Source organism: Nocardia sp. NPDC052254 (assembly GCF_040679495.1).
Lineage (GTDB): Bacteria > Actinomycetota > Actinomycetes > Mycobacteriales > Mycobacteriaceae > Nocardia.
Map to the genome: position 1 here is coordinate 17,926 of NZ_JBFAUW010000018.1, position 13,965 is coordinate 31,890.

General features: G+C 67.0%; 12 protein-coding genes and 1 pseudogene. 9 read left to right on the plus strand and 4 right to left on the minus strand.

Going from position 1 to position 13,965, the window contains the following annotated elements:
* Window positions 1–22 precede the first annotated feature (22 nt).
* The 3 genes from AB0L57_RS29005 to der all read left to right on the plus strand — a co-directional run bounded on the left by AB0L57_RS29005 (window position 23) and on the right by der (window position 3,776).
* Window positions 23–1,558 carry a pseudouridine synthase gene (locus AB0L57_RS29005; RefSeq protein ID WP_364968755.1) on the plus strand — a complete coding sequence of 512 codons (1,536 nt, stop codon included), beginning with the start codon at window positions 23–25 and terminating at the stop codon, window positions 1,556–1,558.
* A gap of 116 nt (window positions 1,559–1,674) precedes the next feature.
* Window positions 1,675–2,343 (plus strand): (d)CMP kinase, encoded by a 669-nt coding sequence (gene cmk, locus AB0L57_RS29010; RefSeq protein WP_364968981.1) that lies wholly within the window; start codon window positions 1,675–1,677, stop codon window positions 2,341–2,343.
* Window positions 2,340–3,776 carry a ribosome biogenesis GTPase Der gene (gene der, locus AB0L57_RS29015; protein WP_364968757.1) on the plus strand — a complete coding sequence of 479 codons (1,437 nt, stop codon included), beginning with the start codon at window positions 2,340–2,342 and terminating at the stop codon, window positions 3,774–3,776. Before cmk ends, der begins: the two co-directional genes overlap by 4 nt.
* A 174-nt stretch (window positions 3,777–3,950) precedes the next feature.
* On the opposite strand, the gene AB0L57_RS29020 is transcribed toward der, so the two are convergent.
* Window positions 3,951–4,631, minus strand: a complete 681-nt coding sequence (locus AB0L57_RS29020) for a class I SAM-dependent methyltransferase (RefSeq protein ID WP_364968760.1) — start codon at window positions 4,629–4,631, stop codon at window positions 3,951–3,953.
* 84 nt (window positions 4,632–4,715) lie between these two features.
* Here AB0L57_RS29020 and AB0L57_RS29025 point away from each other — a divergent pair, with 84 nt between their 5' ends.
* Window positions 4,716–5,576, plus strand: a complete 861-nt coding sequence (locus tag AB0L57_RS29025) for an AraC family transcriptional regulator (RefSeq protein WP_364968984.1) — start codon at window positions 4,716–4,718, stop codon at window positions 5,574–5,576.
* Between the two features lie 158 nt (window positions 5,577–5,734).
* Here the strand turns inward: AB0L57_RS29025 and AB0L57_RS29030 are convergent, their stop codons facing one another.
* Window positions 5,735–5,941, minus strand: a complete 207-nt coding sequence (locus AB0L57_RS29030) for a hypothetical protein (RefSeq protein WP_364968762.1) — start codon at window positions 5,939–5,941, stop codon at window positions 5,735–5,737.
* A 79-nt stretch (window positions 5,942–6,020) separates the two neighbouring features.
* Between AB0L57_RS29030 and AB0L57_RS29035 the strand changes: the two are divergent.
* From AB0L57_RS29035 to AB0L57_RS29045, 3 genes and pseudogenes are all read left to right on the plus strand, one after another.
* Window positions 6,021–6,371, plus strand: a pseudogene (locus AB0L57_RS29035) (FAD-binding monooxygenase); the annotation flags it as partial.
* A 180-nt stretch (window positions 6,372–6,551) separates the two neighbouring features.
* The gene (locus tag AB0L57_RS29040) at window positions 6,552–7,604 is read left to right on the plus strand and encodes an alpha/beta hydrolase family protein (protein ID WP_364968765.1); all 1,053 of its coding nucleotides are present in this window, start codon (window positions 6,552–6,554) and stop codon (window positions 7,602–7,604) included.
* Between the two features lie 278 nt (window positions 7,605–7,882).
* Window positions 7,883–9,496 carry an MFS transporter gene (locus AB0L57_RS29045; protein WP_364968768.1) on the plus strand — a complete coding sequence of 538 codons (1,614 nt, stop codon included), beginning with the start codon at window positions 7,883–7,885 and terminating at the stop codon, window positions 9,494–9,496.
* A gap of 78 nt (window positions 9,497–9,574) precedes the next feature.
* On the opposite strand, the gene AB0L57_RS29050 is transcribed toward AB0L57_RS29045, so the two are convergent.
* The gene (locus tag AB0L57_RS29050) at window positions 9,575–11,743 is read right to left on the minus strand and encodes an EAL domain-containing protein (RefSeq protein WP_364968771.1); all 2,169 of its coding nucleotides are present in this window, start codon (window positions 11,741–11,743) and stop codon (window positions 9,575–9,577) included.
* A gap of 118 nt (window positions 11,744–11,861) precedes the next feature.
* Between AB0L57_RS29050 and AB0L57_RS29055 the strand changes: the two genes are divergently transcribed.
* On the plus strand, window positions 11,862–12,668 hold the full coding sequence (locus tag AB0L57_RS29055; protein ID WP_364968774.1) for an SAM-dependent methyltransferase: 807 nt from the start codon (window positions 11,862–11,864) through the stop codon (window positions 12,666–12,668).
* A 47-nt stretch (window positions 12,669–12,715) separates the two neighbouring features.
* The gene (locus tag AB0L57_RS29060; RefSeq protein ID WP_364968776.1) at window positions 12,716–13,150 is read left to right on the plus strand and encodes a protease inhibitor I42 family protein; all 435 of its coding nucleotides are present in this window, start codon (window positions 12,716–12,718) and stop codon (window positions 13,148–13,150) included.
* Between the two features lie 82 nt (window positions 13,151–13,232).
* Here the strand turns inward: AB0L57_RS29060 and AB0L57_RS29065 are convergent, their stop codons facing one another.
* Window positions 13,233–13,940: a TetR/AcrR family transcriptional regulator gene (locus AB0L57_RS29065; protein ID WP_364968778.1), complete on the minus strand. Its 708-nt coding sequence runs from the start codon at window positions 13,938–13,940 to the stop codon at window positions 13,233–13,235.
* Window positions 13,941–13,965 lie beyond the last annotated feature (25 nt).

Sequence of the window (13,965 nt, forward strand, 5' to 3'; positions counted from 1 at the left end):
TGGCAGATGACCAGAGGACCACGTGAATACACCCGCTCGCCGAGATGGCACACCGGACCGTAGGAAACGACACAGCGACCCGCCTCGTGGCGGTGCCCGCGGCGGAGCCGGCCGCTCCGACCGGCGCGACAACCCGCGCGGCGCCGCCGGCACCGATCGCGGCGGATCGGGGCGCGGCGACCGCTACGGACGTGGTGATGATTCCTACGGACGTGGCCGCGATACCCGGGGTTCGCGTCCCGGCCGGTCCGACGACCGCCCCGACTACGGCCGCACCGCTCGGACCGGTCGTGGTGACGATCGTTACGGGCGCCCGGACAGTGCCGGCCGCGGTGGCGATCGGTTCGCTCGGGGCCGCGCGGCGGGTGCCGGTCGCGGCGACAGCGATGCCCGGTACGGCCGCGACGAGAACCGGTACGGCCGTGGTGAGAACCGGTACGGCCGTGATGACAGCCGGACCGGTCGTGGTGAGAACCGGTACGGCCGTGACGACAGCCGGACCGGTCGTGGTGAGAACCGGTACGGCCGTGATGACAGCCGGACCGGTCGTGGTGAGAACCGATATGGCCGTGATGACAGCCGGACCGGTCGTGGTGAGAACCGGTACAGCCGCGACAACACCCGTTCCGGCCGGGGCGATGGCGGCGCTTCGTGGGACCGCGGCTCCGCTACCGGCCAGTCTCGTGCCGCAGCTCCCCGGCCGAAGACGTCGGCACCGAAACCGAAGAAGCGCAAGACTCCGCCCACCGTCCTGAGTTTCGCCAAACCCGCCCGTCACCAGAATGTGGAGACGGAGGCGACCGGCCCCAAGAAACTGCCGTGGGGTGAGGGAGAGCGCTTGCAGAAGGTGCTCGCCAAGGCGGGGGTGGCCTCGCGGCGCGCCGCCGAGGAACTCATCGACCAGGGCCGGGTCGAGGTCGACGGTGCGATCGTGCGGGAGCAGGGCTTGCGTATCGACCCCGACACCGCGGTCGTTCGCGTCGACGGGGTCCGGGTGGTGGTCCGCGACGAACAGGTCTATCTGGCGCTGAACAAGCCCAAGGGTTTCCAATCGACGATGTCGGACGAGATGGGACGCCCGTGCGTCGGCGATATCGTCGCCGAGCGGGTGATGGCCGGCCAGCGGCTGTTCCACGTCGGTCGTCTCGATGCCGACACCGAGGGGCTGCTGCTGCTCACCAACGACGGTGATCTGGCACATCGCCTGATGCATCCCTCGTTCGAGGTGTCGAAGACCTATCTGGCGACCGTGCACGGTGAGATACAGCGCGGAGTCGGCAAGCAGTTGCGCGACGGGGTCGAACTCGACGACGGGCCGGCGAAGGTCGACAAATTCCAGGTTCTCGAGGTCGCCGAGGGTAAATCGCTGGTCCGGGTGATCCTGCACGAGGGGCGCAAGCACATCGTGCGCCGGTTGCTGGCGGAGGTCGGCTATCCGGTGATCGCGCTGGTCCGTACCCATATCGGACCGGTCGCACTCGGAGACCAGCGGTCGGGCGCCCTGCGGGTGCTGGGTCGTGACGAAATCGGCAAGCTCTACGAGGCGGTGGAGCTGTGAGAGGGGTCGGTGCAGTGGTCAGTGGTGCGGAAATGCTGGACGAACGGATCCGAGGAGGCCGCCACGTGAGTGAATCCGGCATCGGAACGGACGACACCTCGGCGCTGGTCGTCGCCATGGACGGTCCGTCGGGTACCGGCAAGTCGAGTGTGTCGCGCCGGCTCGCCACCCGGCTCGGCGCGCGTTACCTCGACACGGGGGCGATGTATCGGGTCGCCACACTCCAAGTCTTGCGCGGTGATGTCGAGCTGACCGATGCCGCCGCGATCGCGGCGGCGGTGAAGGATCTGCCGCTGAGCATCGGTACCGATCCCGGTCACGAGGTCATCGAACTCGACGGCGTGGACGTCTCGGACGAAATCCGTGGCGGCGCGGTCACCAAGGCCGTCTCGGCGGTGTCCGCGGTGGCCGAGGTGCGGACCCAGCTGGTGGCGCTGCAGCGTGATATCGCGGTCGCGGCCGGGCGGATCGTGGTCGAGGGCCGCGATATCGGCACGGTCGTGCTGCCCGACGCCGACGCCAAGATCTACCTGACCGCCTCCGCACAGGCCCGGGCGTCGCGGCGCAATCAGCAGAACATCGCCGAGGGCCGGGGCGACGACTACGAGGCCGTGCTCGCGGATGTCCAGCGCCGCGACAACCTGGACTCCACCCGGGCGGTGTCGCCACTGCGACCGGCGGCCGACGCGGTGCAGGTCGACACCAGTGAGCTGGATATGGAGCAGGTCATCGACGAGCTGTATCGCGTCGTGGCACAGCAGATCACGGCGGGAGAGCGTGGATGAGCCCCAGTACGACACCCAGTTCCGACACGGTCACCGGTGATGGCATCTGGTCCGACGAATCCGACTGGGATATCGCCGATGTGGAGGGTGATGCCGAGGCCGGCGAGTTCGTGCCGATGCCCACGGTGGCCGTTGTCGGCCGCCCCAACGTGGGTAAATCGACACTGGTGAACCGGATTCTGGGCCGCCGTGAGGCGGTCGTGGAAGATATTCCGGGTGTGACCCGCGACCGGGTCTCCTATGAGGCCAGCTGGGCCGGTCGCCGATTCCTGGTGCAGGACACCGGGGGCTGGGAGCCCGACGCCAAGGGGCTGCAGCAGTCGGTGGCACGTCAGGCCGCGCTCGCGATGGGCACCGCGGACGCCATTCTGCTGGTGGTGGACGCCACCGTCGGCGCGACCGCGACCGACGAGGCAGTGGCGAAGACGTTGCGCCGCTCCAAGACTCCGGTGATCCTGGTCGCCAACAAGGTCGACGGTGAGAAGGCCGAGGCCGACGCGGCGGTGCTGTGGTCACTGGGCCTCGGCGAGCCGCGGATGGTCTCGGCGGCGCACGGGCGCGGCACAGGTGATCTGCTCGACGATGTGCTCGCGGTACTGCCGGAGACCCCGCGTGAGGGTGGCGGCGGTGGGGGACCGCGGCGGGTGGCGCTGGTCGGTAAGCCGAATGTGGGTAAGTCGAGTCTGCTGAACAAGCTGTCCGGCGACGAGCGCTCGGTGGTCCACGACGTCGCCGGCACCACCGTCGATCCGGTTGATTCGCTGGTCGAATTGGGCGGCAAGACATGGCGTTTCGTCGACACCGCGGGATTGCGCCGCAAGGTCGGCAACGCCGACGGCACCGAGTTCTATGCCTCGTTGCGCACCAAGGCGGCGATCGAGGCGGCCGAGGTCGCGATCATGCTGATCGATGCCTCCGAACCGATCACCGAACAGGATCTGCGGGTGATCGGCATGGTGGCCGATACCGGGCGGGCACTGGTGCTGGCGTTCAACAAGTGGGATCTGGTCGATGAGGATCGCCGCTATCAGCTCGAACGCGAGGTGGAGCGGGAACTCGTGCGGGTGCCGTGGGCACAGCGGGTGAACATCTCCGCGCACACCGGCCGCGCCGTCCAGAAACTCGTTCCCGCGATGGAAACCGCGCTCGAGTCCTGGGACCAGCGCATCCCCACCGGCCGCCTGAACACCTGGCTCAAGGAGGTCATCGCCGCCACGCCGCCGCCGATGCGTGGTGGCCGGCTGCCCCGGGTGTTGTTCGCCACCCAGGCGACCACCCGTCCGCCGACCTTCGTTTTGTTCACCACCGGATTCCTGGAGGCCGGCTACCGGCGTTTCCTGGAACGTCGGCTGCGTGAGGAGTTCGGTTTCGACGGCTCGCCGGTGCGCATCTCGGTGCGGGTGCGCGAGAAGCGGGACCGCACGAAGCGATAGCGACAGCGATCGGCGCGGGCCGGACCCCGGCCCGCGCCGATTGTCGCTCGGCATCGACGCACTACCCAACGGGCATATTCGCATCTATGCATTTAATTTCGGAATGTCTCAAGCGGCCGCCACATCCGCGCCGGCCCGATCTCGAGCGAGCAGCGACGCGGGTGGCCGGGGCCGTCAGCTCGGGCGGGTGGCTCGGTAGAAGGTGATGCGGCCGATGCGGCGGAGTCGCTTCGTGGCGATTTCCGCGCATTCCATACCGGCGGCGGCGAAGCGGTCGGGAATGGCATTGCCCAGATTGCCGGTCAGGTGCGGATTGTGCAGAGCGCGGCGCGCGTTGCGGCCCTCGTCTGCGGCGACCCGGCCACCGACATCCACGAGATACAGCGTTCCGCCCGGCCGCAGGACACGTCGAACCTCCTGTGCGGCAGCGTCTTTGATATCGGCGGGCAGATGGTGCCACATCATCGAGGACAGCACCCGATCGAATTCGCCGTCGGAGAACGGCAGTCGCTGGGCGTAGCCGCGTTCGAATCGGATCCCGGTCAGTGCGCGCGCCTTGCGTTCGGCCCGGGCCAGTGCCAGGGGATCGGGGTCGGATCCGACGGCGTCGAGGCGCGGCTCGGACTTCTTGGCCCGCACGATGAGATTGCCGGTGCCGCAGCCGATTTCCAGTACGCGCTGGCCGGGGCGCAATTGCGCCGAATCGACCAGGGTGTCGTAGATCTTCGTCATGCCGACCGCTCGGGTGAGTAGATCGTAGAACGGGAGCAGGGAGTCTCGGCCTGCCGCGGGGAGGTAATCGTGGCCGTCCGGCGCTGCCGCGGGCAGAGCGTTGTGGGGAGTATTTTCGGTCATGATTCGATCTTCCATCGCTGGGAGACAGGATTGTCGGCCGATATTCGGAAGAAGTAGGACTATCCTCGGTACATGGCTGCGGAGCTGTTCGATATGGCGCGGGCTATCAGTCATCGGGACGGTGTGCCGGTGTACGGCTACCGCGGCGATCCGGCCGTGTCGCCGGTGTCGGTCGTGCACATCGAGGAACCGGTGACGCAGGAGCGGAACCATCGCCATATTCACGAGTTCCCGGCGCTGTTGCGCAATCCCGGCACCGACTCGGTGTACGTGGTGGCCGCGGGCGAGGTCATCGATGCCACGGAGGTTCCGGTATTCGATGGATGTGTGGTCGTGATCTTCGATCCGCGGGCCCTCGACGGCGCCGGGCGGTCACCGTGGCCGACGTGGCGCGCGCATCCGCTGCTGTTCCCGTTCCTGCACGGCCGTCGTGGTGGGCTGCTTCAGCTGGAGCTTCCGGCGAACCGGAAGGCGATGTGGGACACCGTGATCGCCTCGCTGGAAATCGAGCTGACCGATCGGGCGGAAGGTTATCGGGAAGCGGCGCTGGCCTACGTCACCCTGTTGCTGATCGATCTGGCCCGGATCGCCGCCGACACGGTCGGTGATCTGCGGCGCAGCGGAGAACCGTTGCTGGCCGCGGTATTCGATGTCATCGGCGCCCGTTACCCGGAGGAGTTGTCGCTGCGCGACGTCGCCGAGGCGGTCGGGATGTCGGCGGGGCACCTGACCACCGTGGTCCGTCGCCGGACCGGGCGGACGGTACAGGACTGGATCATCGAGCGCAGGATGGCGGAGGCGCGGCGGCTGCTGGCGGGCACCGAGCTGCCGATCGGTGAGATCGCCCGCCGCGTCGGACTTTCCGATCCTGGCTACTTCGCCCGGCAGTTCCGTAACACGGTGGGAGTCTCGCCGCGGCAATGGCGCGCAATGGGTTCGGATTGATCGCGTTCCCGCCACCGGGTGACCTCGCTCACGCTATGGTGAATCCGCTTGGCTCACAATCGAAGAGGTCCGCCATGTGGAGCATCGCCGTCCTGTCCGTCATCGCCGCAGCGCTCATCGCCGTCGGATTCTCGGTGTCGTTCCCGGACCGGTAGACCTCACGGCTGTTGCGGCTCCGCCTCGTCCATGCGCGTGGCGATCACGCGGATGGCGCGGGCGAGATCGTGTCCGCGCGGTGTGCTCTGCGCGTCGATCAACTGCTGTGCGGCCAGGCCGGTGAGCAGCACCTGGCACAGCGCACCCACTGCCTCGGCATCCGTCACCGGGGGGCCGGCCGGGCCCGGTTCCGCCGTGGGCGGTTCCACCACATCTTCGATCAACCGCGCCAGGCCCGCACGTGCCTCGCCGAGATTGTCCGCGAGTTGACGGCGGACATCGGGACGTGATGCCGGGTACTGCGCATCGCCGCTGTCGGGGCAGGGTGCGGATCTGTCGCTGGTGGGGGCGTATGTGCTGGCCGCCGAACTGGCCGGGGCCGGTGGTGACCACCGCATCGCCTTCCTGGGGTACGAGCGGCGGATGCGCCCGATGGTCGACGCGTGTCAGAAGTTCGCCGAGGGAGTGGGCGCGTGGTATGCGCCCGGCAGCAAGGCGATGATCGGATTTCGCAATCTGAATGTCCGGATGCTGCGGTATCTGCCGTGGCGTGGCCTGATCGGCGGGGCGCCGCAGAAGGTCGCGCGCACGATCACACTCGACGACGCCGCGTCGCTGCCGGGGCCGGCGGCCGCGTAGTGGGTTACCGGTGTGTCGGTTATGCGGGAACGTGCGTCGGGACGTTGAACATCACATTTCGGTAACAGCGCTGAGTGGGCGGTCGATAGGGGCGTGACACGCGCGGCGCCGCTGCGCACCGTCGTCGATGAGCCAGGGGGCCTGCGAATCACGGCGTTCGATCACGAAAGGTGCTGTTACATGCGGAGATTGCGACGTCGCGAGAGATCCGTCCGGACGCCTGCGACACTTGGGCGGACCGTGCTCACCCTGGCCCTGGCGCTGATCGTGCCGCTCGGTGCCGCGATCTCCGGCCAGCTGCCGCGTGCCGCCGCCGCATTCGATCCCTCGGGGTTCGACTTCTGGGTGGACTCGAGTATGGGGCCGATCAAATCGCGGGTCTTCCGGGCCGCCGACGGCAATACCGATCGGGTGGTCTACGCCCTCGACGGGATGCGCGCCCGCGACGATCTCAACGGCTGGGAGATCGAGACCGATGTCGCGCACCTGCTGACCTCGCAGAACATCAATGTGGTGATGCCCGTCGGCGGGCAGTCCAGCTTCTACGCGGACTGGAACGCGCCATCGAACTTCCTCGGTGTGCCGCCCGTTGCCGGATCCTCGTCAGGATCGGGTGCGCTGCAGGCGTTCTCCGGTGGACCGGGCAAGTCCTACACCTACAGATGGGAAACCTTCCTCACCCAGAATCTGCGCGGCGCGCTGCGTGATCGGCTGGGATTCCGCGCCGACCGCAACGGCGTCTTCGGGCTGTCGATGGGTGGCAGTGCCGCGCTGACGCTGGCCGCCTACCATCCCGATCAGTTCAGCTTCGCCGGATCCCTGTCCGGCTACCTGAACATCTCCGCCCCCGGAATGCGTGAGGCGATCCGGATCGCGATGCTCGACGCCGGCGGCTACAACGTCGACTCGATGGCTCCGCCGTGGGGTCCGCAGTGGTTGCGAATGGACCCGTTCGTCTTCGCGCCCAGGTTGATTCAGAACAACACCCGGCTGTGGATCTCGGCCGGTAGCGGCTTGCCGACCGCCACCGACGGACCGAATATGGGCACGGTCAACGGGATGGGCCTGGAGGCCCTGGCGCTGGTGAACACCCGGTCGTTCCAGGTGCGGATGGCGGCGCTGGGTGCGGGCAACGCCGCCTACGACTTCCCGGCTTTCGGAATCCATGCCTGGAACAACTGGCGGGACGAGGTGTCTCGGATGGTTCCCGACCTGTCCGCCAATATCGGCTGAGGCTCGGCCGGGCGGGAAAGCCATGGTGGCAGTTCACAATCCGAGGACATGACCCAACCGTTCGCCCTCGAGCAGTAGGAAGAACAAGCCGTAGTAGAACGTGACCATCACAGCATTGTGCACCGCGCGGCCCGCCGACGGTACCGGGTTCGGTCGGACAGGGATCGAACCGAGGATCGGTCAGCCCGGTCTCACTGACCGGGCTTACTGATAGTTCGGCTTCTTCGGATGTGACACGGTTCACGCCATCTTGTTCACCTGTCACCTGGAGGACGCCAATGTCCACCTCCCTCGAAGCCACGACTCCACCGGAGCCGGCCGATCTCAGCGGCCGGCTCGATGGTGCGTCCAAACTGCGCATCTTCACGGTGCTCGCGGTGATCGTGCTGTTCACCGAGGTCGCGCCCATGCAGTTCGTCATGGTGTCGGCGGCCCTGCGCCAGATCGCGCCGACGTTCCCCGATCAAGGGGCCAACATCAACTGGGCGATCATCATCTTCGGCGTCATCGGCGCGGCGGCCTCGCCGCTGATCGGAAAGATGAGCGACATCTGGGGTAAGAAGCGCATGTTCCTGCTGTGCGGGGCGCTGTTTCTCATCGGCTGCGCGATCTGCGCGATCACCAGCAACTGGATGCTGTTCCTGCTCGGGCGCGGCTTGCAGGCCACCGCGATCGCCACGGCGATCATCTCCTACGGCCTGATCCGGGATCTGATGCCGCGCAAGTATGTGCCGATCGGTTTGGGTGTCGCCTCCACCGGACTCGGTGTCTCGGCGGTGGCCGGGCCGCTGATCGGCGGGTACATCGTCGATCATCACAGCTGGCGGGCGATCTTCTGGTTCCTGTTCGTCTTCACCGTGATCATGATTCCGCTGGTGGCGCTGATCGTGCCGGAGTCGCGGTTGCGGACACCGCAGCGATTGGATGTGGTGGGTGCCGTCCTGCTGGCCGCGGGCGCCACGCTGACGCTGATCTACCTGGACAAGGGCCAGGACTGGGGTTGGGCGAAGCCGTCCACGCTGGTCTGGCTGATCGGCGGACTGCTGTTGCTGGCTGTCTTCCCGCTCGTGGAATTGCGGGTGCGCCAGCCGATCATGGATATGAAGTTGCTGTTCAACCCGCGGGTGAGCGTCGTGTTGTTCATCGCGCTGCTGGCCTCGTTCATGATCGGTTACCAGGGCTATGCGGCGGGGTACATGACCCAGTCGCCACCGGCCTCGGAGGTCACCGCCGGTGTCGTGCAGGGCACGATCGCCGAGATCCAGGCGCGGACCGGACAGACCCTGCCGGCCCAGGCCGTGCAGGTGAGCCTCGATCCCGGCTACACCTACGGCGACAATCTGAGTCTGCTGGGATTCGCCGTGAACGTGACGCTGGCGCAAGCGGTGATCGGCATGATCGCCGGGTTGCTCGGCGGATTCTGGATTCGCCGCTCGGGCGCGCGGTCGCCGTTGATCCTGGCTCTGGGGGTGATGGCGGTGACCGCCACGGCCTTGGGCCTCTTCGAACACAGCTGGCCGGTCATCGCGCTGATCAGTGCCGTCTACGGTCTGGCCTTCGGCCTGTACTACGCCTCGACGCCGAATCTCATCGTGGAGGGGGTGCCGGCCGAACAGCAGGGCATCAGTGCGGGCATGCTCGGGGTGATGAACTCGATGGGCGCCGCGATCGGTATCGCGGTGGCCACCGCGTTCCTGAATGCCAATCCGGTGCGTGCCGAGATCTCGGTCGCCGGAAATCATGTGGCAACCAAGGATATTCCACTGTTGTTCGCCGATCGCGGGTACGAGCTGGGCTTCTACTTCGTCGCCGTGGCCGCGGCCGTCGCCCTGGCCGGTGCGCTGGTCATGAAGCACGGGCGCACCGCGGCCACCGGTGGTACCGCGTTCTGATCCGGAGGTGAGAGTACGCGCAGACGGTGCGGAGTTCCGGCCGCACCGTCCGCGTTCCGGCGTCTCGCACCGGAAAGTTCAGAGGCCGTGTGGATCCGGGAGGACGCCGGGCAGGTCGATTGGTGGCGAGCCCGGTTCGGTGAGTTCACGTTCGAGCAGATCGGCGATCACGTCGGCGTGCACCGGGTGATGGAAGTACCAGCCCTGTGCGGAATCGCAACGCAGGCCCAAGAGTTGGTCGGCCTGATGGCGGGTCTCGACACATTCGGCGGTCACACTCAGTCCCAGATCGTGACTGAGATCGATGATCGTCTCGAGGATCAGCAGATCGCTGCGTCCGACCGTCCCGGCATTGCGGATGCGATGGATGAACGGGCCGGCCAGCTTCACCACGTGCAGCGGAAGCTGGCCCAGATAGGCGAGATTGGAGTAGCCGGTACCGAAATCGTCGATGGCGATACGGATTCCGGATTCGGCGAGCGTGTGCAGCGCCTGTAGCGGACGGCCGATGGCGTGCATGAAGGTGCGTTCGGTGAGTTCCAGTTGCAGCCGGTCGGGCGCGATTCCGGTGTCGGCCACCACCTTCTGCACCCGCTCGAGCCAGGCCGGATCGGCGACCTCCTCCGCCGAGGCATTGACGCTGACCACCGGGGCCTGGTCGCCGAACCTGTCACACCAGCGGCGTCCCTCGCGGCACGCCTGCTCCAGCACCACCGCGCCGAGAGCGATGATGTGCCCGCCGTTCTCGGCGAGATCGATGAACCGGGCCGGGCTCAGAATGCCCAGTTGCGGATGATGCCAGCGCACCAGCGCCTCCACCGCGACCGGGCGGTGATCCGACAGCGACACGATGGGCTGGTAGTCGAGGAAGAATTCGCCGCGCGCGAGCGCTCCGGGCAGATCCGCGAGCAGTTCGGCGCGGGTGTGCTCGCGGCGGCGGCGGCTGGGATCGAAGACAGCGTAGCGGCCGCGGCCGTCGGTCTTGGCCCAGTACATCGTGGAATCGGCGGCCTGCAGCAGTTCCTCGGTGGTGGTTTCGGCCGCCTGCTCGGAGATGACGCCGATACTGACTCCGATGCGCAGCCGGTGCCCGTCGATATCGAACGGGACGGTGAACGCGTCGAGGACCGTGCGGGCGAGATCGATCAATTCGCGCCGCCGCCGGGTGCGGGGGACCAGAATGACGAATTCGTCACCACCCATGCGGGCCACGAGATTGTTCTCCCCGACCGCGCACGCGCACAATCGGGCCGCGGCGCGAGTGAGCAGTTCGTCGCCGATGGAATGACCGAAGGTGTCGTTGACCGCCTTGAAATGGTCGAGGTCGACGTAGCACAAACCCACGCGCGCATCGGAATCCGCGAACGCCTCGGTGAGCGCGTCGAAGAAGCGGGAGCGGTTGGCCAGTCCGGTCAGCGGATCGTGATGGGCCCGATAGCTGAGCCGTTCGCGCAGCTCCCGCTGTTCGGAGATGTCCTCGACCAGGATCAGCGTGTACTGCGGGGCGCCATCGTCGTCGCGGATGAGCGAGACGTTGATATTGGTCCACACGGTGCGGCCGTCGCGGTGACGATAGGCCTTCTCCATCTGGGCGTGGTCGTGTTCACCACGTAGCACTCCGGCGTACAACTCCCACATTCCCGGCGGATCGTCGGGGTGGGTGAGGTCGGTGACCTCGAGTTCGTACATCTGTTCCGGTTCGTACCCCAGCATCGCGGCGAACGCGTTGTTCACCTCGACGATCCGGCCGGACATGTCCGACAGCCCGGTGCCGATTCCGGCCTGGGAGAAAACGGCCCGCAATCGGGCCTCACTGGCGCGCAACTGTCCCTCCACCACATTGCGCGCCGCGATATCAGCGGTGCGCACACTCTCCTGTTCGCCGAGTAGCCAGGCCCGGAAGGATCGAACATAGCCGATGGCGAACGCGCCGATCAATTCTGCCGCCCGACCCGACGCGACGCCCATTTCGGAGAAATAGGTTGCCAGTACCGTCATCGTGCGACCGAGTACCTCGTCGCCGACGAAATGGGCTCGGGCCAGCCGGCCGCCGAGTTCGGCGGCGTGGGCGGTGCTGCCGGATCCGGCGGCGGTGAGCAGCCCCTGGGCCAGGGCCGACAGCAATTCGCGGGCCTCGGACACACTCATGGGAACGATGTGATCGCGGACCCCGCCGCCGAGCGCGGTCGCCCATCGGTGCGCCAGGTCGGCGTGCGGACCGTCGTGTTCGGACCCATCCCACGCCATGTCGATGATCGTAGCCGGGGCATGGACTTCATGTGAACCGTAGGAGTTTCGCTCGCGTGTCGAATACGATTGCGTAGCTTCGCGTTCCGGCGGGGTGCTGATTCGGTGAGGGGTTGCGATGACCAGACCTAGTTGGGCGCCCGAGGGTATCGATCTGGATCGGCCCAGCGCATCGCGGGTGTACGACTATTTCGTCGGCGGTATGCACAATTTCGAAATCGATCGCACGCTGGCGCGGCAGATCGAGTCCTTCACTCCGAATGTCGCCGAGACCATGCGTGCCAACCGGGATCTGTTGCGCCGCTGCGTCCGTCAGCTGGTGGATGCCGGAATCACTCAATTCCTGGATCTGGGGTCCGGAATTCCGACGGTCGGCAATGTTCACGAGGTGGCACAAGCGCGTGATGCGCGGTCGCGGGTGGTCTACGTGGACATCGATCCGGTGGCGGTGGCGCACAGCCGGGCGATTCTGGACGGGAATCCCGATGCCGCGGTGATTCAGGCCGATGTGGCCGATCCGGACAGGATCCTGGCCGATCCGCTGGTGCGGGAGATGCTCGATTTCGACCGCCCGATCGCCGTATTGCTTCTGGGTGTCCTGCATTTCGTCGCCGACGAAGCGGATCCGGCCGGCTGTGTGGCGCGCCTGCAGCAGGCGCTCGCGCCGGGCAGCTGTCTGGCGATCACCCATGCCACCGCCGACGGGCAGCCGGCCGAGGTCCTGGAGGCGCAGAAGCTGTCGGGCCGCACGTCGACCGAGATCGTGCTGCGTGACAGGAAACAAATCGCGGAATTCTTCCACGGCTGGCCGCTGCTGGAACCGGGACTGGTCCATCTTCCGCTGTGGCGGCCGGACAATCCCGCCGATGTCGGACCCCATCCCGAATTATCCGGTGCCTATGGCGGTTTGGCGTTGCTGAGCTGATGGCGACTGTAGGGTGTGAGCGCCGTTCGAATATTGGAAGGAATGCGGTGCGTACACCTTTGCTGATGGTTGTGTTCGGTTTGGCGGTGGCTGCCGGTGGGGCGGGCGCGGTGGCCGGGGCCGAGACGATTCCCGCGGTGCCCGGCGTGATGCACGCGGTATCCGAGCCGATCATCGTGGGAACCGATGGCGACGGCCAGAATGCGGATCTGTCGGTCGGTCAGGAGTTGGCGGTCGCGCTGCCGGACAACCCGGGGACCGGATATGTCTGGCAGATCGCCGAGCTCGATCGTGGCGTGCTCGCGCAGGAGGGCGACCCGGTCTTCCGGCCGGGCAGTGTGATGCCGGGAGCTCCCGGAACCAGCGTGTGGACCTTCACCGCGACCCGTGCCGGTAGCACCAAGCTGAGCCTGGTGTCGGTGCGGCCGTGGGATCAGGCCAATCCGGGGCAGCGGTTCTCGATGACGGCGACCGTGAAGTAGTCCGTTTCAGACGCCGCGGCGGCCCGCTCCCATCGGGAGCGGGCCGCCGTCGTATTCGGGTCCGGGCGCGGCGAATCCGCGATCACGCGGCCGGTGACAGTACCCGCTGCACCGCACGGTCGATGGATTGCCGCACCCGATCGTGGTCGGCGCCCATACCGATCATGATGTTCACGATCGACGGGAGCAGCACCTCACCGAGGCCCTCGTCGCCGTAGAGTCCGGCCAGGTCGAGCTGGATGAAACCGTAGAGACCCGTCCAGAACTGGGCCGCGGCCGCCCGGGCATTGTCGGCGCGGACCAGCCCGGCGTCGAGGGCGCGCTGGGTCGCCCGCACGACGTGGTCGAAACTCTCGGCGAAATCGTCCAGTCCGGCACCGGGGGCGCCGGACAGGATGTTGCCCCAGCGGATTCGCATCTGCGCGACCGGTGGTTCGGTGGCGAACATCAGCCGGAACAGGTCGGGATTGCGCACCGCCTCGTCGCGGAAGACGAAGCCCAGCACCAGAATGTCGGTGATCGGGTCGTCGGAGTGCTCGCATGCGGCCAGCCGGGCCGACAGCTGCGCGAACCCGGCCGAGCCGACCGCGCGAAGCAGTCCCGGCATCCCACTGAAGTTGGAGTAGATCGCCATGGTGGAGACCTCGCAGATGCTCGATACGCGTCGCACGGTCAGCGCGGCCGGACCTTCGGCGGACATGAGGCGGATGGTCGCCTGGATGAGCCGGTCTCGCAGTGGCACGGGTGTTGTGAACGAATGGGAGGAGTCGACGGATTCCCTGCCCTGCATCAACGGATCCTCAATCTGTTTCGGA